We start from the raw sequence: 25,702 nt of genomic DNA, 5'->3' as shown, positions 1-25,702 counted from the left end.
TATTGTTAAACATATTGTCGCTATATCTACCAGTTAGGGTTTTGAACCAGGTTTTGGTTAACCAGTAAATCGCTTTCTTTTATCGGCCATAAGTAATCGCGCGGAATCACAAAATGCCGCGAAAAAATCAACCGTTCGCGATAATACAACTGAGGTGAATTTTCGCTTATTGTCCATCCTGTTACGTTTCCATTAAGTTCAACACCGGCTGTTTTCCAGCGTAAAAGGTCCCAAAACCGGTGGCCTTCAAAACAAAGTTCAAGGCTGCGTTCCCGCTGTATAATCGACCGCATTCCTTCTTTCGTAGTATATTTGGTTGGATTAATACTGTAATTAGTCCAGGCATCCTGAACCGTAGGCAGGCCGGCCCGCGCCCTTACGCGGTTTACGTAGGTATATACATCAGCTACAGGCCCCTGAGCTTCATTTAATGCCTCTGAATAAAGCAAATACAGATCAGACAAACGCATTTCGGGCCAAGGGTAATTGATATAGGTAACCGTTGCCCATTCGTAGTGCCAGTTAAGGGCTTTTTTCATATAAAAACCAGCAATTGGTATAGGTGAAGATTGGCCTACTTCAGCACCACGAGCCTTCATCCACCAGGTATCTTCATCGGTTTTAGTTGGGCTGTTGGCCATATACCAAACACCGCGGTCAAATCCCAGATCGGCATAGTAGCGCGGTTCCCTGTCAAAATTAAGCCTTGCAGTTGTTTCCCCTTCTTTGATGTTAAAACGCTCATCATGAGTACCAACTCTTAACTGGGCTACATCACTAAAATCAAGAGTTTTATCTTCGTTAATCGGCACCCCGTTTTTAGTGTAGAACATCTTAGCCATTTTTAAGGTAGGGCCAAGTAACGGGCGATTGGCTGACTTTGCTGCATCGGCATTGTTAAAATCATATTGCCCGGCGCACATCGACTGGAAGAATGAATTATAGTTGATGTTATTATTGGCAGTTAGCCCCCATATCAGTTCTTCATTCCACTTTTCGCTCATCGCGTTTCTGATACCCATTTGAGTCATAGTAGTTTGACTAAGTGGATTAGTAGGTGTAGGAAACGTATAAAGGCGTATATTTTGGGATTCGCAAAAATCAATGGCTGCTTTGCAGGCATCGGCAGCGCGCTGCCATTTTTCGACACTAAAAGTAGGGTTAAACAACTGCTCGCCATCCTTATTCTTGAATGAATTATAATCCGGGTTGCCATTAAACAACGGGCTTGCCGCCGTTACCAGCAATTTGGCTTTCATACTCAAAGCAGCCGCCTTGGTAACACGCCCCAGTTCACTTCCTTCATTCCTGATTGTTAAAGGTAGTTTTGCAGCAGCCTGATCATATAATCCGGCTATATAATTTACTACTTCATCAACCGGCCTGCGTTTTACCCGTATATCGTCGATGGACGCGTCAATGGGCAGATTTTTATCGATAATGGGTATTGGCCCATAAGCCCTGAAAAGTTGAAAATGATAAAAAGCCTTTAAAAATTGGGCTTCCGCTATCCAACGCTCACGTGTGTCAATATCCAAATCCAGCACCTTGCTTTTGTCGCTTACATTTTCAATAAAAACATTACAATCCCGTATAGCCTTATAATTCGCAGCCGCGTCCCTGGTACCATTCATATAATTGGCTATAGGGTCAGACGAGTTTTGGAATCCTCTGGGCAGTTGCAGTACGTTTGTTGACCGTATGTGATTTGCAGGGTCTTCCACCCAAACTTCATCACCGGCGGTAAGCCCAACGTTATAAGTAGGATCTGTTTCCGTTGGCAGGTATGAGTAGCAGGTAAATAAATACTTTTCGGCCTCGGTTTGTGAAACAAAGGCGTTGGCTATTGTTGATACGTTATCAGGGACAACATCCAAAAATGATTTTTTACAGGATGTTACCGGCACAATCATTATCAAGATCATTATTACCATGGAGATATTCCTCTTTGGTGTTTGACTTAATACCGATTGCTTAATTTTTTGTATAAAATTACTTTTCATATAATTAATTTGAAAGCTTTTAAAATTCTACCCGCAGGCCCACGTTAAATACTTTTTGAATCGGGTAACCCAATCCTGAGGTTCCCATTTCGGGATCCCAAAGCTTGAAGCTGCTGAAGGTTAACAGGTTTAAGCCGTTTAGATAGATACGTGCGCTATTCAAATGGATAAACTTGAGTTGACTCTTATTGAAATTGTATCCAAGTTCTGCCGACTTCAGGCGCAGGAACGAACCATTTCTTAACCACCATGTTGATGTTGGAGAATTTGGGGTTGCGCTGTTGTTGGCTTGTATGGTATTACTTAAGCGTGGCCAAAACGCGTAAGGGTTACGATTATCTTCAGACCAGTGATCATCGGCAATTGATTTTAACAAGCCGCTTTGGTTACCGGTGTTAAGACCGTTATCCTGCCTGCCGCTCACTAAATAAAAAGGAGAAATATCTGCTGAATTGATGACGAAAGAAGATCTTGCCGAGCCCTGGAAAAACGCGCTGATATCGAAGTTTTTATACCCAACAGAAAAACCGAAACCGTAGATGATTTCCGGCACTTGCGGATACCCTATCGGCACTATATCTGAACTGGTTATTTTTCCATCGCCATTCATGTCGCGGTATTTAATATCGCCGGCTTTATAGTCGCCAAAGCTTTGGACGGGCGAGTTGGCTACCTCTACATTATCAATAAATAACCGCTCGGCTATAAGTCCATATATCTGGCTTAAGGAATTACCTACTTTGCTCAGGTATTGAAGGTTATTTGGGTAAACAGGTTCTTCATTTTTCAACAGCTTGCTCTTAGCATAAGTAAGCGTACCGCGCGATTGGATCCAGAAAGAGTTGTTAAAGTTTTTCTTGTAATCCATAGCAATGTCCACCCCTTTACTGGATGATTTACCTGCGTTTGAAGATATATCAGCCTGTAAACCCATAGAGGTTGGGATGGTGCTGCGTACCATTAAAATATTATCACGTTTTTGTTGGTAGGCATCAACTGTTAATGTGAAGTTTTTGGCCACAGTTAAATCCATACCGATGTTAGTTTGCCTTGATTGCTCCCAGGTGATATTTTGATTTTCATAACGATTGGTAACCACGCCCGGCCTGCTATACAGGTAGTTGGTACCAAACTGGCCATAGGCGCCATTATTTAAGTTAACATCAGACAGGTAGAAAAAACGATCTTCCGGCTTTCCTATCTGATCGTTACCCACTAAACCATAGGTAACCCTGAATTTAAGGTTATCGATAGTTGAAAGCAATGGCTCAAAAAACTTCTCGTTAGATACTACCCAACCTGCACCCACAGACGGGAAAAAACCAAAACGGTGATTACTTGCAAAACGCTCAGACCCATTGTAACCAAAGTTAAACTCAAATAGGTAGCGGTTATCATAACCATAGGTAAACCTGCCCGACACCCCTTGATTACGTGACGGCAATGATAATTGTAATGTTTTGGCATTACCTGTAAGATAGTTACGCATAGTCCCGATCAGTAACCCGCTAACAGCGTGTTTTTGGGCAAAGGTGCGGTTATAGGTTACCGCCGTTTCAATGTAAGCTATGGAATTAGAAACATTTAACGCCGGATCTTGATTATAAGTCAAATATTCGGTTGGCGTATTGCCAACGCTGCTGCCTGCCAATCCGTTATTAAGTAGCGTTAACCCATTAAAAGTTCCGTTAACTACATCCGATTGGTAATAATAAGGGCTATACTGACGCGAAACGGTGAAGTATGAATAACGCGTAGTATACGCCATTGCCCTTGCCGATAAACCCTGCGTTATAAAATCAAGCTTTTGACTTAAGCTTAATTGCGCTGTCAGTGTGCTGGTATTTGAGCTTTGGAAACCAGACAGGGATTGCGCATATGGATTCATATACAAACCGCCACCGGGTATAATGGCATTACCGAAAAGCGGGTGGTTTACATATGGCAGCAAATTACCCGGATAAATTGCCGGAAAAGCTACAGGATTACTCCAAAGGGCATTTAAAAAAGTGTAACCGCCGCCGCCGATAGGGCCATGATAACTATCAAACTGACCTTTTAAGCTCACCACCGCCTCTGTGGTTTTAGTAAGGTTTAAAGTTGTATTTGATAAAAGAGAATATGATTGCAGCTTAATGTTGTTGCTGAAATTGTTAAGGCTGTTCTCGGCCAGGTTGCCATTATCAATATTATAGGTCATGGCCAGATAGTACTTAGCTTTTTCTGACCCGCCGCTGGCGTTCATATTAAACCGTTGGTTATTGGTTTTGGTTTTGATCAACTGCTTGATCCAATTATTACTGGGATATAACAGCGGGTCATCGCCTTTTGCAGTATGATCTATTTTATTTTGAGAATAAGGCAAGATGCCCAGCGGATTACGGGTAAGTACCGCTTCATTAGCCAATGTCATGTAACTAATATTATCGGCCAGATCAATATTCTTGACGTTTGATGATGTTGAATTTTCACCCCGGATATTGAATTTTACAGCCCCTGTTTCACCACGCTTAGTGGTTACCAATATTACACCGTTTGCCCCCCTTGCGCCATATAGTGATGAGGCTGTAGCGTCCTTCAGTACCGAAAAGCCCGATATGTCATCCGGCTGAAGCCTTGCCAGATCGGTTGTGCCCATTTCAATGCCATCGATCAATATCAGCGGATCAACCTTACCAGCTCCAAACGTACCCACGCCCCTGATAAAGAACTGGGCATTATCAGCACCCGGTTCACCACTTCTTTGATAAGAGATCATCCCCGGTACCACGCCTGCCAGCATGGTGGTAAGGTTACTTGAAGGTCCTTTTAGTTGCTTAGGGTTTACAGTTGTAATGGAACTAACAAGACTTGTCTTTTTTTGCGTACCGTAGGCAACAACTGCAACCTCCTCAAGCGCATTTTTATCAGCCCCCATTTGCACGTTTATTTTATAAACGCCGGCTGCCGACGGGGAATAGTTTGCAAGATCAAACTCCTGCGATTTTGATCCCACAAATGAAAATATAATAACTGAACTTCCGCCTTCCTTTAAATTGAGAGTGTACTTTCCATCCATGTCTGACTGTGTGCCGTTCATGGTTCCCTTAACCTTAACACTTACACCTGGTAAAGTAAGCCCCTTGTCATCAGAAACAACTCCCTGCACTTTTTTAGGAACGACGGCTCCTGCAGGTTCTTTTTTGGGAGGGTTTACAATGGGCGCGGGTTCACTCTTTTCAATAACAATGAGTTGGTCGCGCACTACATAAGTCAGGTTTTTTCCTTTTAAAAGAACGCCGAACACTTCTTTCAGTTCAGCGTTTTTAAAATCTACAGTAACCAATTCTTTGTCATTCAAAAGAGTGTTACTGTAAAAAACGGTTAGGCCCGTTTGCTTTTTGATTGATTTAAATACATCGGCCAAACTGATGTTAGCCTTTTTAAGTGTTATTGGTCCGGTACCCTGCGCTTGTACAGCGCTATACCGGGTTACCAATAAAAGAAAAATAAAGGGCAGTATAAGCCGCCGGCTGAATAGAATTCTCTCCATATTTATTGGGTTTACGATTTGGTTTTCTCTAAGACCTGTTCCTGCTAAAACGGGTGAACGGAAATAAGAAAAATTGTATTTTTTATTAAAATGAAAAACCAACATTGTTAATCAACACTATTTCAATACATTACTAATGCTATCCGTTTGACAAACAAGGGCAAATGATTCCCATGGCGCATAACGGCCAGGCATTAAATAACCAGGAAACAGGTTGTGGTTTAACCGTGGCGTTTTCTTACCTGATGTGTAAAACCCCTTCCTTTAAAAGGGCCGAAACTCCTGCAGATGCTTTAATATTTTGAATGAAAACTTCAATTGGTTTGTTTTTTTGAATAGCGCCACTAAATGCTTCATCAGCTTTCGCAGGATCGTCAAAAACTACTTTTACATCAAACCAGCGGAGCAGTACATCGCTTATATCGTGAAGTTTAGTGTTATGGAAATAATAAATATCATTCATCCAGGCCAGTTCAACGCCAGGATCAAATGGCTGAGCCCGGAACCCGGAACCCGATGTATAAACAGCCTGGTAGCCTGGTTGTAAAAGCATTTTTTGCTTATCCCCCCCGCTTGTTGATACCGAGCCTTCAACCAACGAAGTTACTATTTCATCAGCATGATAAGTATTTACATTAAACTCCGTACCTAAAACTTTCACATCAGTTTGGCCCGTATGAACTATAAAAGGGTGAGCAGCATTTTTTGCAACTTTAAAAAAAGCTTCGCCTGTTAAGTACACTTCCCTGGTTTTGCCTAAAAATGAAAACGGGAAGCGCAGGCTCGATACCGAATTTAACCAAACCTGTGTACCGTCTGAAAGTACTATCCGGTAGTTTAATTTTGAAGGAATAAGGAGCGTGCTCCACTCCTCATTTTTACTATTATCTACCTGGTAACTTAAACCGTTAACACCTTTCTTTAAATGAGCAAACGACATATTAATCACCTTTTTGCTGGTATCAGACAGGTTGATATGCTCACCGTTTGCCAGCCGTAACTCAATGGACGGCGTTTTAAGATTTTTTTTTGCAGCAACAAGATTATTAACAGGTATTTGCCGCCAATAATATCCGGCAGTAAAAGCGACACATAATAAAGCCGCTATAGAAAGCCATTTTATTGCGCCTGCCCAGCCATGCCTGATCGATCGTACCGGCTTTATTTCGGGCTGGATTGTATTCCAGGCTTTATTTTCATCAATATTATTAAAGAAGGTTTGAGCTTTATCTGAAGTAAGTACCTGTTGCATTTCATCCCACAGTTGTTTAATCCGGGGATCATTTTGTATAGCCTGTTCAAGCAAATGACTGTCTTCCTCACTTATTACGCCTGCAATTTGCTCAATTATCAGTTCCTGAAAATACGCTTTATTGTATGTCATTATATATAAGACCTCATTATGGATAAAAGGGTGAACTTATTTGGCACTTTTTAACCCTTCTTTTAAAGTTTTTATTGCCAGTTTCAAATGAGTTTTCAAAGAATTTATACTAATACCCATTTCAAGGGCCGCATCTTTATACTTTTTATGCTCATAATGCACCAGGGTAAAAGCCTGCATCCGCTGTATCGACAAATCAGCCAGCACTTTTTCAGGATAAATTTCTGGTACAGGTGTTTCTTCCTCCTCTATTTCGGTAAGTGTATATTTATAATCTACCAATTTTTTTTGCGTTCGTGTTTCGCTTTCAACTTTTTTGAGGCATCTGTTACGGATTGCTGTAGTTAAATAAGCTTTTAATGACGAATTAATATTGGTATATAATTGTCTTTCCCAAAGATCGACAAAAAAACCCTGAACGGTATCTTCTGCTTCCATTTCATCCCGTAAAATATAAAAGGCCGATACATTAAGCAGCTTATAGTATTTTTTAAATACTGCTTCAAAGGCCTCCTTGTTCCCCAATTTTAATTGCTCAATAATATAAGCATCGTTCAAAATCTCCATGAATTGGTCTTAACTGGTTTATAACTAAATAGGTTGGGCTACTATAGAAAGCTAAATGTAAAAACTTTTATTGTCAAAACAACAATTATTAAAAAAATATTAAAAATTGTCACTTTACTCAAAAACAGGATCTGTAACAAGCCTTTTTTACTAAACGGGCCATTTAATTATAGCGGAGACATTCTTGATACATCGTAAGAAACGGGATATACCTTTGTTTTAAAAAATGTTCAAAAGCAATCGATTTCATTCAGTAATTAATGTAATAAAAACAATTAAAAAATAAAAATAAGGCATTCCCTTTTAATTCTTTTTAACTTAGAATATCCAGTTCAGCATCAAAAATTCATCCGGCTCTTTTTTTACAAAATGAGCACAAACACTCGTTCTATTTCGCATTTCATTTAATCCAGCTTTGTTTTTAATTTTGTTTTGATGATAAACAGCTTGCAAATTAAACTTCACAAAGGGCAGCTCGATGAGTTAAAGGATGAACCTGCCAGCTTATTGAATTTTTTGAATATAATATTTGAGCCTCTTTCAGCAAACTACGAACAGCTTAAGTATGCCCTTGAGCGTGAATTCAGACCTGAGGGCTCGCCGGAAGTGGTCAGCTTAAATTTTGACCGGATCAAATTTGATCAGAACACAGGCCAGGGAAGTTTCCGAATAGTATTAGATATAGATTATGCGTTCGGCTGCGAAGACCTGGTTACCCATAAAAAAAATCAAACATCAGAATGGACTTTCATAGTTGATTACAAGCTTTTAATTATAAATCTTTATAGTTCTCCATTTACAGACAGTCGCACAACGTTTGATGAATTTTAATTGCGCTATCACCAATATTGACAGGTATTAAATCTTTAACTAAGTAATTGTATTTTTTTAACCGGCTCGATGTTTTTCATCTCAAGCTTTTTTTCTGCCACATAACTTGTGGTTAAAATAAAAGCTTCCATTTCCACAACACCCACAACATTTAACCCAGGCGAAAGTTACCTGATAAATTATAAGTTACATGTTTAACCCTGCCTTAAAAAAACCTGACAATCAATGGTAGCAATCGCTGAATGATTCTATTATTTTTATAGTTACCTGATAAATTATAAGCTACATGTTTAACCCTGCCTTAAAAAAACCTGACAATCAATGGTAGCAATCGCTGAATGATTCTATTATTTTTATCATTATCATTGTTCTTCAAAACCATTGGGAACGTCGGAATCGATTTTAAATTAATAAAGTCCGGCATACTGATGAAAATAAATATATGAACGTTTTATCAAGGAAAATCCTGCTTGCTTTTTTAGCATTTACAATAATTTTAGTCATCGCCGCCCTTTTCGTGAGGGACAAGATCACCGAAAGATTGGCGCATACGGCCCGGGTGTCGCACCTTATGGATCTTAACAACTCCAGGCCGCAGCAGGCGTTATTATTACTCCACGAGGCCGAAGATCTGTTTCAGTCATCGCTTGTAGATGCCAGTACCGCCAAAGCTCAGGCCTATCAGGATAAACTTTCAATGGCTTTTGCCGAAATTGACACGCTGCTTAATATGCAGCATGATACAACCAGGCTTAACACAGCACAACGTGCGCAGCTCCACACATGGCACACTCAAAAAGTAAAGTTATCCGCCGAACTCTTCTCCGCCCGGCGCGACTTTGACTCCCTGTTAACCACTTATTCAGACCTCAATACGGCAACAGCTCAAAATAGGTTAGCAGTTAAAAGCAGCCGAACGGTGCAAAGCAGCAGCGACACTTTAACTCAACCAGGAAACGTAAAAAAGAAAGGTTTTTTTGCAAGGATCAAAGAGGCTATAAAAAATAAAAATGCCTATGCAACCGGCACCGGTAATGTTGTCATTAATCATCAAACACGCGTTTACATAGATTCGGTTACTCAAAAGCTCCGAACTAAAGATAAATACGCCTATCTCAACAAACTCAAACAGCTAGAACAGAGCAACTTAAAATTACAGGAAACACAACGGCAGCTCATTATGCTTAATATGCGTATTACTCATAAAATGGAGCAACTAATTGCGGCTATTAAAGATATCAACTACAGCATGACCGACGCCTTTAAGGGTTTGGCTTTTAATAGCTATCTTGAAACTACAAGCTTACTGAATAAACTTTACCTGATTACACTATTGCTGCTTTTGGCTTTTGCCATATTGCTGATCGTGTTTGTTATTAAACTGGGGAAATCTGAAGAACTTTTACTTAAGGAGAACGAGCGCGCAGTAATGATAGCCCGGCAAAAAATGGACTTGCTGCTGCATATGAGCCATGAAATCCGCAATCCGCTTACATCAATAAATGGTTTTCTATACATTTTCAGCAGAACGACACTCACACCCAAACAGGCGGAAATGTTGGGTACTGTGAGAGCATCATCCGACCTGTTGTTACAAACACTCAACGATACACTTGATGCTGCCAAAATGGAAAGCAGTGAACTAAAAATCCATCGAGACCCCTTTTGCCCTGATAAAACATTGAAAGAGGTTATCGAAAGTATGGCATTCAGCGCCGATAAAAAACAACTGGGGTTAAACTATCATTTTGAAGGCGACCCTGACGCTGAAGTTTTGGGCGACAGCTTCAGGCTTAAACAGATCATGGTGAACCTCATTAGTAATGCCATTAAATATACAGATACCGGCAGCATAAAGATCATTGCAACCCTTAAATTTGCGGATAGTAAAGGCGAATTAACAATTGATATTACTGATACAGGGGCAGGTATCAGCCAGGAGCAGCAGGTTAACCTGTTCTCCAAGTATTATCAAACCAATTCGGCCAAAGGCAATACTGGTACCGGGCTTGGTTTGTACATCTGCAAGCAGTTGCTCGAGTTGCAAAAAGGAAAAATCAGTGTGAAAAGTGATGCAGGTAAAGGAAGCACTTTTAGCTTTGAGATCCCTTACGAAAAGTATGAAATAGACTAACTGCCGACGTTTTACTTAAAATTTGATTAAATACCCAAAATCTTAAAAAGCTGTTCATTCTCCAGCTAATTATAAGTTACACCAGTACGTCCATTTTAACGTTAACTGCCTGTTTTTTACTGTATACGGTGATGGCGTGGTATTATCGCCATAAACAATAAACAGGTCGGAAGCAGGCTTATAGCGCCATTGCAGGCGGGTATTAATGTTGATATTATCCACCTGCTCATTATATTGTATATAGGTGGTAAAATACAAGCTATTGGTGAAGGTAACATCAATTTTTGGCCCTACCAGCCAGAACGTATTATGGCCAAATGGCTGCGGCAACCTTAAATCATTGAAGGAGGTATTGATAGCAATATTTACATAAGGTTGAAAACGATAGCCTATTAAACTTGTAACGCTATTGCGTACGCCCTTATCATAATACCCACCGTGCGATGCTTCCAGCAAATAGGTAAACACATTTTGCGGCTTCGATACAAACTGCACATCAATAGTGTTCCAGTTATGCTCAGAGCCGGTAGGTAATAAACCTTTACCGATATTAGTTGGATCATAAGGCCTCAGAAGGCGCACATAATCATTTATACCGGACACCGACAGTGTTGCCCGGTTACGGAATGTGATCAAATATGACAGGATACTTTCATTATCAGTACGGTGAAACGACTCATCGAAGAAATAATTAGAGGTAAGCTGGATGCCATGGCTTAGAATATTACCCTGCTTAGGAAAAAAATTACGGAGTAACAGCGGGCTTAACTTCACATAACCAACACGGGGAACATAGCCTACTTCGGCATTGTAATTTTTACCTACGTACTCCTCCTGCATATAAAGCGTCCAGTATTTGCTCAGGTATTGGAAATGATCGGATACCACGTAATCATGCCCGCTCACGCCGGGCGTAAATGATTTAAGGGCCAGTACTTTGCCTGTCCAGATATTACTGCGCGAGGCAAGGTTAAACTCAGCGCCTATATTACGGTTATAAGCAGTTGATCCGGTGGTGCCGGGAATATTGGCAGTAGCGTCCTTATTTACAAATAGGAAAGCGATATTTGAGCGATCAAGGATCCGTCTTTGCAGGGTAATGATGCCATAGTTTTCAGGAGCCTGCTGGGCGCTGCCCGAGCCGCCTGTTTGAATATCCATAGCGCCAATACGCCAGTCCTTATCTAATTTACCGGTCAATCTTGCTCCAAAATCAATCGGTACGTTGAGGCCTATCCGCCTTGAAAAAAAAGGGCGAATATCAGAATAACCAAAGTTGGCAAACAGGTCACCATTTTCTAAAAAAAACTGTCGTTTTTCGGGGAAGAAAAGTTCGTATCTGTTGAGGTTGATCACCTGTTGATCAACATCAACCTGCGAAAAATCGGGATTGACTGTTAAATCGAGGTTAAGGGCTGGTGTAACGGAGATCTTGGCGTCCCCTCCTATTTCATGTTTATATTCGGTTTTGGTATTATGCTGATAATCTTTAGATAAACCCGTAAGCGCGTATGGAATTATAGATACGTTGCTGCTGGCTGTTGGGGGCGCTTCGTCCCAAACAAGTGTGCCGGTATAAGCCAATGAAGCTGTAGGGAATTGCCGTGGGATGGGTGTCCAGCTTGATTTTTCGGCAGTCTTGAGATCATTACGGCTAAAGTTGATCCCCCATTCCTTTATGCCTTTTTTATAACGGATACTCTTAAATGGAATAGATGCTTCCCAAACCCATTTATCAGGATAATTTTTTACTGCCGAATACCAGCGGTTATCCCAGCTCAGGTCAACCTTGCCGCCTTCATACATGCTGCCGTCCCACTGCCCTCCCGCCGCGTTGGCACCAAAACTAAAGCCATCGGTGCGGGCATCAAATGGGTCCATGAAAATCAGGAAGTTATCATTTTTTACAAAACTGAAATCACGTTTTAACGATTCAACCATGTAAGGCCCCGGTACCGAATTATAATTGATAGCTATGATGTACAGGTTTTTATCATCGTAGGTCATCCGCACCTCGGTTTTAACAGTAGCCTTGCTGGTATCCATCGGCAGCACCATGAAAAAATCTCCCGCCGAATCAGCTTGCATCCAGGCCTGCTCATTCATCACTCCGTCTATATTAATAGCCGAAGCAGCCCTGCGGATATGGTACTTATACCCCGCGTTCTTTTTTTGAGCCGATGCATAAAAGGAGGTTATACAGCATAAGATGATGAGCAAGAATGTTTTTGCCGAAAGGCGGCAATAGCGTTTTAAGGGCATTAAGATAAGGGTATATAAACTTATTGGTTCACGAATTTTAAAACTACATTTTTTTAGTAAAAGTAAATGCCTTGTATCATATAATTTACCGCTCGGTTTCTCCATGCAATTAGCTATACACCTACTAATCAGTAAAATATGCTCAACTCAGGTAAATTAAGTTTATTCTTATAATGAAACAGCCCGCTTAACCAATCGGTTAAGCGGGCTGTTGGTTACCCGTTATCATAGGTTTGAAATCCTGCGGACTTTGAAAGGCAATGACAAAGCCAGAGAAGAAAGACTTACGAAGTTTGAAAAGTTCTTAAGTCTGGCTTCTACAACGTGTCATGGGTAAATTTTTATTTTGACAATGTTAATTAATACTCTCCAGCATCTTAATGTACAACTCAATGCCCTCCCTGATCTCATCTACATAAACAAACTCATCGGCAGTATGTGAACGTGCGGAATCGCCGGGGCCAACTTTTATGGAAGGGATATCCAGCAATGATTGATCTGATGTTGTTGGTGAGCCATAGGTGGTACGGCCAAGCGCTATACCAGCCTGAACTATGGGATGTTCTTTAGGGATAGATGATGGTTTTAACCTGATAGAACGCGGTTTTACATCGCTGGCAACATGCTCACGGATAATCTCCAGCACTTCCTCATTACGGTAAGCATCAGTTACACGCACGTCAACGGTATACACGCAGCTGGCAGGCACAACGTTGTGTTGTGAGCCAGCATTAATAATAGTCACCGACATTTTTATCGGCCCAAAAACTTCTGATTCTTTCGGAAATTTAAAAGTACGGAACCATTCAATATCTGTTAACGCTTTGTAGATAGCGTTCTCCCCTTCTTCGCGGGCGGCATGTCCGGCACGGCCATGAGCAGTGCAATCTAACACCATTAAACCCCGTTCGGCAATTGCCAACTGCATCAGGGTTGGCTCACCTACTATACCAAAAGATAGTTGCCCCAAATCGGGAATGATCAGTTCCAGACCATTTACGCCTGAAATTTCTTCTTCGGCGGTAGTCGCCAGACAGAAATTATATTTCAGGTTTTCCTTATCATGAAAATAAAGAAATACCGCTATAAGTGAAACCAGGCAGCCCCCGGCATCATTACTACCAAGGCCATATAATTTACCATCTTCAATTTTGGCATCGTAAGGATCGCGTGTATAGCCCGAATTGGGCTTTACGGTATCATGATGTGAGTTAAGGAGGATAGTTTCTTTAGCCGGGTCGAAATGTTTATTCCAGGCCCAGATATTGTTAAGCTTACGATGAGTGGTTACCCCATGCGACTGCAGGAATTCGTTGATCAGATCGGCGGTGCGGTCTTCCTCTTTACTAAACGATGGAATGGATATTAGTTGTTGCAGTAATGTTACCGCCAGTTGAAATAAATTGCTTGTGTCAGTCATAAATTTAAGGGTTATCCCTTGTAATGAACGGGCAAAATTAACACTTTTTATTTATGTGGATGAAATACATTTCCTGAACATTAAGTCACTTTAATAGATTTACAAGTAACTTAATATTCACCTAACGCAAACATTACATATCATTTGTAATCTGCACATTTTCAAATCTGCTCATCTTCCATTTTTGAATGTTTGCGGGTATCATTCATGGTGATATATAAAACCAACGATAGCCCGATACAAACAGTTACATACCAATAAAACCATTGCGCATGATGTTCATTTTTGAACCACAGGGCAATATATTCGGCAGTGCCGCCAAACAGGGATACGGCTATTGCATAAGGAAAACCTACGCCCAGGGCGCGCACATTGGCCGGAAAAAGTTCGGCCTTAACAACAGCATTGATTGAGGTATAGCCGCTTACAATGACCAGCGCGCAAAGGATCAGCGCGAATGCAACCCATACATCTTTAGTATGGCTTAGCAATGTCATGATAGGAATTGTACAAAGCGTACCCAATATGCCGAAACCAATTAGTAATGGCTTCCGGCCAACTTTATCCGACAGTAAGCCAAATAAAGGTTGTATCACCATAAATACAGCTAATGTTAAGGTTGAGATGAGCGTAGCGGCGCTCTTACTGAAGCCGGACGTATTAACCAAAAACTTTTGCATATAGGTGGTAAAGGTGTAAAACGCCAGTGTGCCGCCAATGGTTAATCCAATTACCGTAAAAACAGCATTAGGATGCTCTGTTAAAGCTTTTATAGTGCCATTCAAGGCATCAGCTTTTTTACTTTCTTTATCAAACGATGCTGATTCCTGTAAGCTTCGCCTTAAATACATAGTGGTGACAGCCAGTATTGCCCCGATTCCAAATGGAATGCGCCAACCCCAGTCATGCAATTGTTTTTCAGATAAAAACGCTCTTTGCAGCAAAACCAAAACACCCAATGCCAGTAATTGCCCCATAATGAGCGTTACATATTGAAAGCTTGAGTAAAAACCACGGTGCTTTTTTGTAGCCATTTCACTCAGGTAAGTGGCGCTGGTTCCATACTCCCCTCCTACGCTCAGGCCCTGGATAATGCGGGCCAACACCAGCAGTATAGGCGCAGCAACACCGATGGTTTTGTAGCCAGGTGTTATAGCAATGATCAATGAACCAACGCTCATAAGCAATACAGAAAATGTAAGCGCAGTTTTACGGCCGCGCTTATCCGCAAAGGTCCCCATTACCCAACCGCCTATAGGGCGCATTAAAAAGCCGATGGCAAAAATACCGGCTGTGTTTAAAAGCTGTACGGTTTGATTATCTGAAGGAAAAAAAGCATCTGAAAAATAAAGGGAAAAGGCAGTGTAAGCATACCAGTCATACCATTCAACCAAATTTCCCAGCGATCCGCCGATGATGGACTTGATGCGTCCGCCCGTGGTTTGGGGTATTGGTGATTTTATTCCATTCATAGGTTTGGCAGATATTGTTGGTTTCCGTAATATTAGGAGTTTTAAAATAGAGGCGCAATACCAATATAATAACCGGCATATTTGCTTTAATAAAAACTTATTCACACAATAACGCTATCAACCATTCAGCCAAACCACAACCATGCTTTTCACCGAAGATTTTTTGCATTACATCTGGAAATTCAGGCTTTTTGAGCGCGAAAACCTTCAAACTGTAGATGGAGAGGAACTGGAAATCTTTTCGGCCGGGCTGCACAATTCAGATTCAGGTCCAGATTTTCATAATGCGGGGATCCGTATTGGCGAGACTGTTTGGGCAGGTAATGTAGAAGTGCATCTTTCCGCGTCCGACTGGCAAAAGCATGGCCATACTAATGATGGCGCTTATGATAATGTGATATTACATGTAGTTTATCGTAACGATGCGCAGTTGTTTTTACCAAATGGGCGCAAAGTTCCAACGCTTGAACTGCAAAGCCGTATTAGTGAAGCGCTTTACAACAAATATCATAAACTGGTTTTCGGTAACCAGAGTTTTATACCCTGCGAAAACGGCATCGCTACAGTGGATGCCCTCACCATGCAAAACTGGCTTACCCGCGTGCTGGTTGAGCGGATGGAAAAACGATCGGCAAATGTGGCAGCGGCTCTGGCACTTAATAAAGGCGATTGGGAGGAAACTTTTTACCAGTTTTTAGCGGCAAACTTTGGTTTTAAAGTAAACGCCCTGCCGTTTGAGCTGATGGCTAAATCGCTGCCTCAGCTTATCCTCGCCAAAAACAAAAACAGCCCGATGCAAATTGAAGCTTTGATATTTGGGCAGGCAGGCTTTTTAGAGGGTGAATTTAAAGATGATTATCCCCTCAAACTTCAAAAGGAGTATGAATATCTGCGTAAAAAATACAACCTTAAACCTATAGAAAGCCACCTGTGGAAGTTTATGCGGCTAAGGCCCCAAAACTTTCCAACCATCAGGCTGGCGCAATTTGCCGCACTTATCGTACAGTCAAACCACCTGTTATCTAAAATATTAGAGATTAAAGAGGTAAAAGCACTGCGTAGTTTATTTACAGAGATCAAAGTAAACGATTACTGGGAGGACCATTACCGGTTTGATGTACAATCCAAGCCGTCATCGAAAAATATGGGCGATGGTTCTGTTGATATTTTGCTGCTCAATGCAGTGGCCTTGTTCCTGTTTAGTTACGGCAAGCAGCATCAGCAGCAATATTATATTAGCCGTAGTCTTAAATTGTTAGAAAATTTACCGGCCGAAAAAAACAATATTATTGCTGATTTTGTTAACTTAGGAGTGAAAATTGAAACTGCGTTTGAATCACAGGCATTGCTTGAGTTAAAAAATAATTACTGCAACTATAAGAAATGCCTGCAATGCGGCGTTGGTAATAAGATACTAAAACTGGCTTGACACCATGCTACAGCGGATACTTACTTTTTTTGAACGGTACTCTTTTGGTGTATGCACCTACCTTGGCGAACGCTTTAATATCTCGATCTCCAAGATCAGGCTTTTCTTTATCTACTCCTCATTCCTGGCGGTAGGCTTCCCGCTTATATTTTATTTTTTTGCAGGTATTGTGTTGGATATCCGCAACTTCATTAAACGCAAGCATACCGGGGTTACTGATCTTTAACCGCTGATCGTTTCTGATTACGTTGATTTCGCTGATTTATATTAGGAGATCTCACCGACTATTTCCTGATTTCACCGATTTTGATTAGTGAAAGCACATCTTACATTAAACCAATTTGCCAGTTTTTACAGCATCTTGTAAGTTGCGCACCTTAAATTTGGGAGTATAGCAATATTGGGCCAGTTGTTTAACCCATGTAGTATTGTAGCCAAACATCAGTTTAATAACTTTTACCCGGGTTGAGCCTTTGGGATAGCCATATTTATACCAACTGAATTTAGATGGATCTATATTGAACTGTTCGGCAAAATCGGCAAGAAAAAGGTCTATCTCAATGTCAAAAATATCCAGATCAAGATCAATACTAGTATCGAGGTTCAGGCTATGCGGATCAACCTTATGTATCTTATACCTGTTGCAATAATCAACTATAAATTCTTTTAAGGGTGGCAGTATCTCTTCCATTTAAACGAATGTTAATTTGACCATTTAAGTTATGAGACGTAGCTTTTGAAATAAGGTTGCATACAAATTTACTTTATTTTTAAATCGTTTAAATTGAACCTGATAGTTCATAAATGTTAAATATTTATTGCTGTACAATGGAGCTTTATGCTACTAAAATCAACCCGATGTATTATTATTGCACCAGGTAAACCAGATACTTCAAATGAACCTAAAAGTAATTGCCTTTGATGCCGACGACACCCTTTGGGTAAATGAACCTTACTTTCAAGCTACCGAAGAAAGGTTTTGCAGCCTGCTCGAAAATTTTTCGCCACAGCACACCATTTCCAAAGAGCTTTTTAAAGTTGAGGTTGATAACCTCCCACTTTATGGCTACGGGATAAAAGGCTATATCCTCAGCATGATAGAGGCAGCATTGAGCATTTCTGAAAAAAATATTAGCGTTGATGTAGTGGAAACCATATTACAATATGGTAAGGATATGCTTAATCAACCGATAGAGTTACTGAACGAGGTAGAACATGTTTTATCCTCATTAAAAGATCATTACAGGCTGGTGGTAGCCACCAAAGGCGATCTGCTTGACCAGGAGCGGAAGCTCAAAAAATCAGGGCTGGCACATTACTTTCACCATATCGAAATTATGAGTGATAAAAAGGAGGATGATTATATCAAGCTGATCAAACACCTTGACATCAATCCCGATGAGTTTATGATGATCGGCAATTCCTTAAAATCAGATGTAATGCCCGTGATCAACATTGGCGGGCATGCTGTTCACGTACCCTATCATACAACATGGGCGCACGAACATGTAGAAACCGTTTTAACACACAAAAACTTCAAACATGTGCATAAGATCAGTGAAGTATTGGAATTTGTGAAGTTCTAAGTCTTGAGTCCTAAGTCGATTATACCAATTTAACTTTTGACTCAAGACTTAGAACTTAAAACTTAGGACTTAAACGCTCTTCTCCATTACAATCAGCTCAATATGCTGTTTGGCATCCCCAAAACGGCCATGTGCATGAAAAGGCTGAATTTCGCCGGTTGGTTTGTAGCCGCGGCGCTCATACCAGCTTATCAGTTCGGAGCGGATGCTAATTACTGTCATAGTTAAAGTATTGCAGTTATACTTACGCGCGTAAACTTCAGCTTCTTCTATCAGTGCGCGGCCCACTCCTTTATTCTGCAATAATGGCGATACACTAAACATGCCAACATACAACTTTGGAGTTCTGACTTCAAGATAAACAGTACCTGTAATATTGCCCTCCTCATCAGTATGCTTTAAAATGATGATATTTTCATCATTCATATACCCCGTCAGAGTTTGTTCATCAATGCGGGAGCCGCCAATTAAGTCGGCCTCAGTTGTCCAACCCCGTTTTGAGCTTTCACCACGGTAAGCGCTGTTTACTAAAACATTAAGTTCGGGTACGTCGGTAAGGGTAGCTTGGGTTATTACAGGCATATGATTAATTTAAGGATGCCAAAGGTAGTATTTGCGAATTTTAAATAAAAGCTATAACCCATAATTTTAAAGTCCGCGCACTTATATCAAATGACATTAAAAAAGCCATAAGTTTTAAAACCAAGCTGTATATTTAGTAGTTAATAACACATCTGTTTATATTAAATCCCGCCATGGCTTTTATAGATTATTACAAAGTATTAGAGCTCGACAAAAATGCATCCGAAAAGGATATTAAAAATGCTTACCGTAAACTGGCCCGCAAATATCACCCCGATCTTAACCCTAATGACGAAGATGCCCACAAAAAATTCCAGCAGCTAAACGAAGCAAATGAAGTATTAAGTGACCCGGAAAAGCGAAAGAAATACGATAAATATGGCGAGAACTGGCAGCACGGCGAAGCATACGAACAACAAGCGCGCCAACAAGCCGGTGCACAAGGAGGTTTTGGTGGTTATGGCGGCTTTACCGGAGCCGAAGGATTTGGCAGTGCCGAAGGGTTTGGAAGTGACGAGTTTTCAGATTTCTTTCAATCGATGTTTGGCGGCGCAGGAGGCGCGCGTAGCGGCAGGCAGGCAAAATATCGCGGGCAGGACTATAATGCCTCGTTAAGTTTAAACCTTCGAGACGTTCTTGAAACACATAAGCAAACGTTGACTGTCAATGGCAAAAATATCCGGATAACCATACCCGCAGGTATTGAAAACGGACAAACTATCAAAATAGCCGGGCATGGCGCCCCGGGTGTAAACGGCGGCCCCGCCGGAGATCTGTATATTCAGTTTAGTGTTGCACCTGATGCAAATTTCAAGCGTGATGGTAACAATTTGTACACCACGTTGAAACTTGACCTGTACACTGCAGTTTTAGGTGGCGAAATAACTGCCGATACATTAAACGGCAAAGTTAAAGTGAAAGTAAAACCTGAAACTCAAAATGGCATTAAAGTAAAGCTCAAAGGCAAAGGTATGCCCGTTTACAAAAAAGAAAATGAATTTGGCGATCTGTACCTGACCTATGATATTCAAACCCCTACCAACCTCACCGAAAAGCAGAAACAATTATTTGAAGAACTGGCAAAATCCTCAGCCTAAATTTAAAACATTATGAAAACAGCAGAATTAATAGCAGCAAACGATTTTTGTGTATATCATAATGTTGAATACACGTTCATTACATCTTTACATGAAGCGGGACTGGTTGAAGTAACCATCATTAATGAAACTGTCTTCATCCCTCAAACTGAGCTTCAAAAGCTGGAAAAACTGGTGAGCTTGTACGAATTGGATATTAACGTAGCCGGCATTGAAGCTATCTCTCACCTGCTTAACCGGGTTGAAAAATTACAGGAAGATATGCGGTATTTAAAAAACAGGTTGAGCTTATATGAATAAGAAAGCTTTCTTTTTAGGAATGCTTAAACCAAATATTTATTCATCATTCGCTCGCTTACAATATTGGCTTCATCGATAACACGTTCTGGATATCCCATGGATTTGAGTATGGCGATTCCGTTAGTGTTTTCAAGCAGGCCCTGCTTCAGGATATAGTCAAATACCAGGATGCGCCCGTCTTTTGATTCTGAAAAGGAATATACAACAAAATCCTCGTCGAGCAGCTGGGCCAGCTCAAGGTCGTGGGTTGATACAAAAACAAAATTTTGGTTAGCGGTAATGTACGAAAGCACAGACTTTGCTGCGGCTATACGTTCGATGGTATTGGTACCTCTGAAAATCTCATCAATGATCACCATGCTTTTTATATCCTCTTTCTGAGAACTGTTATCAATGATATCTAAAATAGCTAAGGCCTGTGCCTGAAAATAACTCTTGTGTTCATCAATGTTATCGCTGGTTTTGATGCTGGTTTGTATTTTGAGAAAAGGAGCCTTGTAGGCCTTTGCACAACTTGTAAATATAGTTTGCGATAGCAGCGTATTTAATGCCAGCGCTTTAATAAATGTAGTTTTGCCAGACATGTTTGACCCTGTGATCAATGCCCCCCTGTCTGCATTAGTTGTATAAAGGGAATTAGTTACACAATTAGCTACCAATGGGTGAAAAAGTTCGGTAATCTCTATTTTGCCATCAACACCCATAAACGCGGGTTTTGAATAAAAAGGCATACCGTCACGTATTGATTGTATAGCTATCAGCGTATCGGCCCTGCCAATAAATTTATACACTTCTTTAATATCCTCGCGGTATTTACTGACTTGTTTTAATGATGATGTATAAGTATTGGGCTCAATCACAAAAAGCAGTTTAAACAAATGGAAGGCTGCGTAAGCAATATCACTTTTACCATTCACGAAGCCGCTTTCTATGTTTACAAACTTAAGCGCTCGTTTTAAACCTCTTAGGCTGGAAAGGGAACACTTTACGTCGTGTACCTGACCAAATTTCCCGCTTTTAGCTAACGCCATTGCAACTTTATACATAACCAGCAATTGCGGTAACGATTTGGTATATCCTGAAATAGCCTTGCGGTTGCTGAAGTAAATAACAATGTTGTACGCAAACAACAATAGCAAAAAGATAAAGCTGAAAATGTTAGGAATAACAATCAGCGATAATAACGCAGCCAGGATCAGAAAAGGTGAAACCTTTATATAAAAATTAATTACCGATGCAAATACCGGTTCATGTGCCCTGAGAAAAAGATCGGCTATAAAGTAAGCATCGGGGTGGTTAAGTTTTGACAATTCCACTTCAAGCAATTCGCGGCCGGGTATATCCATGTTAAGATCCTCAATATCATTGTCGAGGTCATGCAAAACATCAAGCTCGGTTGTAGGGCAATGTAATAAATTAAACAAGTATTGTTTACCAGGGTTACTGTTTGTTCTGTCGATATAATTGAAAACACTTATCAGGTCAAGATCGTCGGCTGTTTGAGCCGAAAGCTTGTTTTTACTGTCTTCCGAATCCAGGTAAATCTTTATTAAGTCAAAGTTTCGGCGGGCGTTAATCGGTTTGCCCCACTTCTCCTGAATTTTTATCAGCTGCTTTTTTGTCCAGCGTAATTTATCATAATACGACTTAATATAAAGCACTCCAATTACGATAAAGACAACTATCGCAGAAAAAACAAAGTAATACATATCTAAAAATATAAAAATTTAATTAAACCAACTTATCCATCGCCAGTCATAATTATGTATTACAATTCAGGTATTAACTAAAATTTATGACCATGAAATTTATGCGATTTTCAATAATAGCTTTTGTGATGATGTTTTCATTTCAATTTGCAAAAGCTCAAAGTATAAGTATAAGCGCACATTTTGGCCGTCCTTATCATAGGGTAGTTTACACAAGCGGATATTACGGAACACCTGTTTACTATGGCAGGGACGTCTACTATGACCAGCCTGTCTATTATGGTCGTCCACGCTATTACGCAACAGGATATTATGACGCGCCGGTATACTATCAAAGGCATTATCGTGTTCATCGTTACTGCAGGCACTGGTAAAAACAAAAAGCCTCCGGATTTCCGGGGGCTTTCTTACAATAAGCAACTATGCCAGTATAAAACGGTCATATAATTAACCAATACTATTTAGATATACACAAAATTAGCCCCATTAAAAATGAGAAGTATCAAGGGTTGTGTTAAAATACAGGCAGTTTATTACTCAAATGTTACTTGGATTTATCCTTAAAAAAAGAATGTAATGCCCGTTGCGTAAATTCCGATAAAACCAATTCACCGCTTATAGCCGCACGTTGTTTAAGCAAATCATCCCAATCAGCAGTGCCTTCCCAAAGTACCTGTTTTAATCCGGTAAGTGCTGCCGGGTTATATAAAGCTAATTTTCGAGTAAGCTCATATACAGCCGCATCAAGGCTTGGAGTATCTTCATAAACCTCATTATACAAGCCGTTTTGCTTTGCCCATTGGGCAGTTTGAAAATCTGAAGCCCTGATAGTGACCTGGGAAAATGCTGATAACCCTATTTTACGGATCACAGCGGGGGCTATCACAAAGGGGCCAATACCTATAGCAAGCTCGCTTAACTTTATTGATGCCGCCTCGCTGGCCAGGCAATAATCGGCAGCGGCGGCAAGGCCAACCCCTCCTCCAACTGCTTTCCCCTGTACCCTCGCAATTATTATTTTGGGGCATTTGCGGCAGGCACTAATCACATTGGAAAACCCTTCAAAAAATAACGCGCCGGTTTCCCTATCCTTAATTTGCAACAGCTCGTCAAAGCTTGCACCCGCGCAAAAAGTACGATCTCCCGCGCTCTTTAAAACAATGACTTTTGTTTCCGGGTTATTACCGGCACTGAATATCGCATCGGCAAGTTGTTTTAATAGCGCCGAGGGCAGGGAGTTTTGTGCCGGATGATAAAAACAAATGGTGGTTACACCGTCAGGCTCATATGTAACGGATATATTTTCGTTTTCGGCAGACATATTTTATGTTTTATATCAGGTGGTTTTCCAACCAATATCAGAAGTATTTATGTCAACTGCAATTTTGAACCGAAATAAACAATGCTTACTTTTCAAGCAAGGGCAACTCAAAATAAAAGGTAGCGCCTGCACCAAGCTCACTTTCGACCCCTATATCGCCGCTATGATTATTAATGATCTCAGCTGAGATATAAAGCCCCATACCAAGGCCGCTCGTCATAAATTTTTTATCCTCAACACGATAAAACCGCTCAAAAATATGCTCGATCTGCGCGGCCGACAATCCGATGCCAAAGTCCGTTACTGATACACGTACCTTTCCGTTTATATTACCGGTTTCAATAATGATATTTTTATTTTCGGTTGAGTATTTTACAGAATTGTTAATGAAATTTATCAGTACCTGTTCCAGTCGCCCGGCATTTCCATCTATAAAAAAATCAGTTTCCGATTTATTGATAAAATTAAATTCAGGGTATAGGTGGATAGCGTTTTCTAAAGTTGACGCTACCAGGTCGCGAAGATTTATTTTCGCCCTGGCATATTCAAGCCCTCCCGCATGAATTTTACTTACATCAAGCAAATCGTTAACCAAACGCTGAAGCTTATTTAAAGCAGTGCCGGCCTTTTCAATATATTGTTTTACTATTGAGGGAACTTCCTCCTTTTTATAAGCCAAAATAAGCTGTAAATAACCTTTCAGGCTGGTTAAAGGTGTTTTAAGTTCATGGCTGGCCACACCAATAAACTCATCCTTTAAATCAAGCTGCTTTTTCTGTTCTTCGATATCTGTTGCGGTCCCTACCCAAAAAAGAATTTCTCCATTATCATCTCTTAACGGCACTGCGCGGTTAAGGTGCCAGCGATAAGTATTATCCCAGCGGAGGTATCTGTTTTCAAGTTCATAAACACTCCCGCTTTGCAAAGATTCGAGGTAAGCACTCATTGTTTTTTGCAGATCATCTGGGTGTACGATCTGTTGCCAGCCCCAGCCTGCTGTTTCACCATATCGCCTGCCCGTATAATCAAACCAGCGCTGATTATAAAAATCGACTTCGCCACCGGGCAAATTCGTCCAGGTCATTTGAGTAATGTTATTAGCCAGCAACTTAAAATGTTCCCTACTGATAAGCAAATCATTGGTACGCTCCCTCACAGTATCTTCCAGATCATTATTCAGCCTCTCGGCAATATTCTGAGCTTCTTCAAGCTGATCATTTTTAATTTTCAGCTCCCATTCGGTTTCCTTTTGAGCAGTCAAATCGGTCAGGATCAAACTCAATGCCGTTCCTTCATCAAGATCAAGTGTGGTAGATGATAATAAACAGGGAGTCAGTTTACCATCCCGATTTGATAACAAAACCTCGCCCTTACAATCGGCATTCCAGCCATCCCTAATTATCTGCTTATATTTTTCCACCGAAACTTCGGCAACAAAAGCGTTAAAATCCAGCCCGATCACTTTTTCTAACGGTTCATTAACCATAGCCGCAAAACTCGAATTGCTATATAATATAGTACCGTCGCCATTCAACGTAACCGCTCCTTCGTTCATTTTTTCAATAAAAACGCGGTAGGTTTGGTCGGCCGTTTTCAACGTATAAAGCTGGTGGCCTTCATCATCTTTAACTATAAAGGCATCAACCTGGCCATTACGAATAGCAGAAATGACGTCGGTAGCTTCTTCTAATTGATATCGAAGCTTATTGTTTTCCGCAAGCAACTGCTCATATGTAAGTTTGTCCGGCTCCATAATTAGCTTTCTGTAAATATTCCCAGCCCTTTTAAAACTTTGTCTGTATTTGACATATCTCCGATAAGCTTGCGTTCAACGCCGGGAGATTTTTTAATAAGTAAAGGCAATGCTATGATCTGTTCTTCCCGTGCGATGAGCGGTTGCTGGTAAACATCAATTATCTCGAGCTCGTAATTAGGCTTAAGGTACCGCTCACAAATAATTTTTAAGTTGGCTATTGCCCTGACAGAATTGGGCGATGCTCCAATTACAAATAAACGCAATCGAAAAAACTGGTTTTCTCCTTGATCTAAAGGCAATTGGTTTTGCTCGGTCAT

The 25,702-nt window shown here is 40.7% G+C and carries 21 protein-coding genes; 8 read left to right on the top strand and 13 right to left on the bottom strand.

All coding sequences use genetic code 11. The features are described 5' to 3' along the window. Positions 1 to 26 precede the first annotated feature (26 nt). The 4 genes from BLS28_RS03230 to BLS28_RS03215 form a co-directional block, all read right to left on the bottom strand. On the bottom strand, positions 27 to 2,003 hold the full coding sequence (locus tag BLS28_RS03230; RefSeq protein ID WP_091162838.1) for a RagB/SusD family nutrient uptake outer membrane protein: 1,977 nt from the start codon (positions 2,001 to 2,003) through the stop codon (positions 27 to 29). 19 nt (positions 2,004 to 2,022) lie between these two features. Further along, positions 2,023 to 5,535: a TonB-dependent receptor gene (locus tag BLS28_RS03225; RefSeq protein ID WP_091162938.1), complete on the bottom strand. Its 3,513-nt coding sequence runs from the start codon at positions 5,533 to 5,535 to the stop codon at positions 2,023 to 2,025. A 238-nt stretch (positions 5,536 to 5,773) separates the two neighbouring features. After that, positions 5,774 to 6,919, bottom strand: coding sequence for a FecR family protein (locus tag BLS28_RS03220; protein ID WP_091162837.1), 1,146 nt, complete (start codon positions 6,917 to 6,919; stop codon positions 5,774 to 5,776). 36 nt (positions 6,920 to 6,955) lie between these two features. Then, positions 6,956 to 7,486 (bottom strand): RNA polymerase sigma factor, encoded by a 531-nt coding sequence (locus BLS28_RS03215; protein WP_091162836.1) that lies wholly within the window; start codon positions 7,484 to 7,486, stop codon positions 6,956 to 6,958. Positions 7,487 to 7,921: 435 nt separating this feature from the next. Between BLS28_RS03215 and BLS28_RS03210 the strand changes: the two genes are divergently transcribed. Both BLS28_RS03210 and BLS28_RS03205 read left to right on the top strand, forming a co-directional pair. Next, the gene (locus tag BLS28_RS03210; RefSeq protein ID WP_091162835.1) at positions 7,922 to 8,317 is read left to right on the top strand and encodes a hypothetical protein; all 396 of its coding nucleotides are present in this window, start codon (positions 7,922 to 7,924) and stop codon (positions 8,315 to 8,317) included. 442 nt (positions 8,318 to 8,759) lie between these two features. Next, positions 8,760 to 10,451 (top strand): sensor histidine kinase, encoded by a 1,692-nt coding sequence (locus tag BLS28_RS03205; protein ID WP_091162834.1) that lies wholly within the window; start codon positions 8,760 to 8,762, stop codon positions 10,449 to 10,451. Between the two features lie 69 nt (positions 10,452 to 10,520). Here the strand turns inward: BLS28_RS03205 and BLS28_RS03200 are convergent, their stop codons facing one another. From BLS28_RS03200 to BLS28_RS03190, 3 genes are all read right to left on the bottom strand, one after another. Beyond that, entirely contained in the window at positions 10,521 to 12,713 is a 2,193-nt protein-coding gene (locus tag BLS28_RS03200) for a carbohydrate binding family 9 domain-containing protein (RefSeq protein ID WP_091162937.1), read from the bottom strand. Between the two features lie 355 nt (positions 12,714 to 13,068). Continuing rightward, on the bottom strand, positions 13,069 to 14,133 hold the full coding sequence (locus BLS28_RS03195) for a M20 family metallo-hydrolase (protein ID WP_091162833.1): 1,065 nt from the start codon (positions 14,131 to 14,133) through the stop codon (positions 13,069 to 13,071). 161 nt (positions 14,134 to 14,294) lie between these two features. Continuing rightward, a complete protein-coding gene (locus BLS28_RS03190) occupies positions 14,295 to 15,605 on the bottom strand; it encodes an MFS transporter (protein ID WP_091162832.1) in 1,311 nt (436 codons plus the stop codon). Positions 15,606 to 15,747: 142 nt separating this feature from the next. On the opposite strand from BLS28_RS03190, the gene BLS28_RS03185 reads away from it, so the two are divergent. Together BLS28_RS03185 and BLS28_RS03180 are read left to right on the top strand one after the other, a co-directional pair. Beyond that, positions 15,748 to 17,034, top strand: coding sequence for a DUF2851 family protein (locus BLS28_RS03185; protein ID WP_091162831.1), 1,287 nt, complete (start codon positions 15,748 to 15,750; stop codon positions 17,032 to 17,034). A 4-nt stretch (positions 17,035 to 17,038) separates the two neighbouring features. Then, positions 17,039 to 17,260: a PspC domain-containing protein gene (locus tag BLS28_RS03180; protein WP_022830549.1), complete on the top strand. Its 222-nt coding sequence runs from the start codon at positions 17,039 to 17,041 to the stop codon at positions 17,258 to 17,260. A 105-nt stretch (positions 17,261 to 17,365) separates the two neighbouring features. Here BLS28_RS03180 and BLS28_RS03175 read toward each other — a convergent pair whose 3' ends face one another. Beyond that, the gene (locus tag BLS28_RS03175) at positions 17,366 to 17,725 is read right to left on the bottom strand and encodes a DUF1493 family protein (protein WP_090526004.1); all 360 of its coding nucleotides are present in this window, start codon (positions 17,723 to 17,725) and stop codon (positions 17,366 to 17,368) included. A gap of 205 nt (positions 17,726 to 17,930) precedes the next feature. On the opposite strand from BLS28_RS03175, the gene BLS28_RS03170 reads away from it, so the two are divergent. Beyond that, on the top strand, positions 17,931 to 18,620 hold the full coding sequence (locus BLS28_RS03170; protein WP_091162830.1) for an HAD family hydrolase: 690 nt from the start codon (positions 17,931 to 17,933) through the stop codon (positions 18,618 to 18,620). Positions 18,621 to 18,689: 69 nt separating this feature from the next. On the opposite strand, the gene BLS28_RS03165 is transcribed toward BLS28_RS03170, so the two are convergent. Next, positions 18,690 to 19,202 carry a GNAT family N-acetyltransferase gene (locus BLS28_RS03165; RefSeq protein ID WP_091162829.1) on the bottom strand — a complete coding sequence of 171 codons (513 nt, stop codon included), beginning with the start codon at positions 19,200 to 19,202 and terminating at the stop codon, positions 18,690 to 18,692. Between the two features lie 173 nt (positions 19,203 to 19,375). Here BLS28_RS03165 and BLS28_RS03160 point away from each other — a divergent pair, with 173 nt between their 5' ends. Together BLS28_RS03160 and BLS28_RS03155 are read left to right on the top strand one after the other, a co-directional pair. After that, the gene (locus tag BLS28_RS03160) at positions 19,376 to 20,299 is read left to right on the top strand and encodes a DnaJ C-terminal domain-containing protein (RefSeq protein WP_091162828.1); all 924 of its coding nucleotides are present in this window, start codon (positions 19,376 to 19,378) and stop codon (positions 20,297 to 20,299) included. 12 nt (positions 20,300 to 20,311) lie between these two features. Continuing rightward, a complete protein-coding gene (locus BLS28_RS03155) occupies positions 20,312 to 20,599 on the top strand; it encodes a chaperone modulator CbpM (RefSeq protein ID WP_091162827.1) in 288 nt (95 codons plus the stop codon). A 23-nt stretch (positions 20,600 to 20,622) separates the two neighbouring features. On the opposite strand, the gene BLS28_RS03150 is transcribed toward BLS28_RS03155, so the two are convergent. Next, complete coding sequence (locus tag BLS28_RS03150) at positions 20,623 to 22,260, bottom strand: MutS-related protein (protein WP_176844353.1); 1,638 nt, start codon at positions 22,258 to 22,260, stop codon at positions 20,623 to 20,625. 291 nt (positions 22,261 to 22,551) lie between these two features. Here BLS28_RS03150 and BLS28_RS03145 point away from each other — a divergent pair, with 291 nt between their 5' ends. Continuing rightward, entirely contained in the window at positions 22,552 to 22,755 is a 204-nt protein-coding gene (locus BLS28_RS03145; protein WP_091162825.1) for a hypothetical protein, read from the top strand. A 97-nt stretch (positions 22,756 to 22,852) separates the two neighbouring features. Here the strand turns inward: BLS28_RS03145 and BLS28_RS03140 are convergent, their stop codons facing one another. The 3 genes from BLS28_RS03140 to BLS28_RS03130 form a co-directional block, all read right to left on the bottom strand. Then, entirely contained in the window at positions 22,853 to 23,629 is a 777-nt protein-coding gene (locus BLS28_RS03140) for an enoyl-CoA hydratase/isomerase family protein (protein ID WP_091162824.1), read from the bottom strand. Positions 23,630 to 23,714: 85 nt separating this feature from the next. Further along, positions 23,715 to 25,382: a PAS domain-containing sensor histidine kinase gene (locus BLS28_RS03135; RefSeq protein ID WP_091162823.1), complete on the bottom strand. Its 1,668-nt coding sequence runs from the start codon at positions 25,380 to 25,382 to the stop codon at positions 23,715 to 23,717. Between the two features lie 2 nt (positions 25,383 to 25,384). Then, a complete protein-coding gene (locus tag BLS28_RS03130; RefSeq protein WP_091162822.1) occupies positions 25,385 to 25,702 on the bottom strand; it encodes a circadian clock KaiB family protein in 318 nt (105 codons plus the stop codon).

Source organism: Mucilaginibacter gossypii, from assembly GCF_900100945.1.
Classification (GTDB): domain Bacteria; phylum Bacteroidota; class Bacteroidia; order Sphingobacteriales; family Sphingobacteriaceae; genus Mucilaginibacter; species Mucilaginibacter gossypii.
The sequence above is the reverse complement of the archived record's forward strand: the minus strand, read 5'-3'. Positions and strand labels throughout refer to the sequence as shown.

Bases quoted from the DNA above. Each gene is read 5' to 3' on its own strand.
- BLS28_RS03230 (WP_091162838.1), bottom strand. From the start codon at position 2,003: ATGAAAAGTAATTTTATACAAAAAATTAAGCAATCGGTATTAAGTCAA.
- BLS28_RS03225 (WP_091162938.1), bottom strand. From the start codon at position 5,535: ATGGAGAGAATTCTATTCAGCCGGCGGCTTATACTGCCCTTTATTTTT.
- BLS28_RS03220 (WP_091162837.1), bottom strand. From the start codon at position 6,919: ATGACATACAATAAAGCGTATTTTCAGGAACTGATAATTGAGCAAATT.
- BLS28_RS03215 (WP_091162836.1), bottom strand. From the start codon at position 7,486: ATGGAGATTTTGAACGATGCTTATATTATTGAGCAATTAAAATTGGGG.
- BLS28_RS03210 (WP_091162835.1), top strand. From the start codon at position 7,922: ATGATAAACAGCTTGCAAATTAAACTTCACAAAGGGCAGCTCGATGAG.
- BLS28_RS03205 (WP_091162834.1), top strand. From the start codon at position 8,760: ATGAACGTTTTATCAAGGAAAATCCTGCTTGCTTTTTTAGCATTTACA.
- BLS28_RS03200 (WP_091162937.1), bottom strand. From the start codon at position 12,713: ATGCCCTTAAAACGCTATTGCCGCCTTTCGGCAAAAACATTCTTGCTC.
- BLS28_RS03195 (WP_091162833.1), bottom strand. From the start codon at position 14,133: ATGACTGACACAAGCAATTTATTTCAACTGGCGGTAACATTACTGCAA.
- BLS28_RS03190 (WP_091162832.1), bottom strand. From the start codon at position 15,605: ATGAATGGAATAAAATCACCAATACCCCAAACCACGGGCGGACGCATC.
- BLS28_RS03185 (WP_091162831.1), top strand. From the start codon at position 15,748: ATGCTTTTCACCGAAGATTTTTTGCATTACATCTGGAAATTCAGGCTT.
- BLS28_RS03180 (WP_022830549.1), top strand. From the start codon at position 17,039: ATGCTACAGCGGATACTTACTTTTTTTGAACGGTACTCTTTTGGTGTA.
- BLS28_RS03175 (WP_090526004.1), bottom strand. From the start codon at position 17,725: ATGGAAGAGATACTGCCACCCTTAAAAGAATTTATAGTTGATTATTGC.
- BLS28_RS03170 (WP_091162830.1), top strand. From the start codon at position 17,931: ATGAACCTAAAAGTAATTGCCTTTGATGCCGACGACACCCTTTGGGTA.
- BLS28_RS03165 (WP_091162829.1), bottom strand. From the start codon at position 19,202: ATGCCTGTAATAACCCAAGCTACCCTTACCGACGTACCCGAACTTAAT.
- BLS28_RS03160 (WP_091162828.1), top strand. From the start codon at position 19,376: ATGGCTTTTATAGATTATTACAAAGTATTAGAGCTCGACAAAAATGCA.
- BLS28_RS03155 (WP_091162827.1), top strand. From the start codon at position 20,312: ATGAAAACAGCAGAATTAATAGCAGCAAACGATTTTTGTGTATATCAT.
- BLS28_RS03145 (WP_091162825.1), top strand. From the start codon at position 22,552: ATGGCAGGGACGTCTACTATGACCAGCCTGTCTATTATGGTCGTCCAC.
- BLS28_RS03140 (WP_091162824.1), bottom strand. From the start codon at position 23,629: ATGTCTGCCGAAAACGAAAATATATCCGTTACATATGAGCCTGACGGT.
- BLS28_RS03135 (WP_091162823.1), bottom strand. From the start codon at position 25,382: ATGGAGCCGGACAAACTTACATATGAGCAGTTGCTTGCGGAAAACAAT.
- BLS28_RS03130 (WP_091162822.1), bottom strand. From the start codon at position 25,702: ATGACCGAGCAAAACCAATTGCCTTTAGATCAAGGAGAAAACCAGTTT.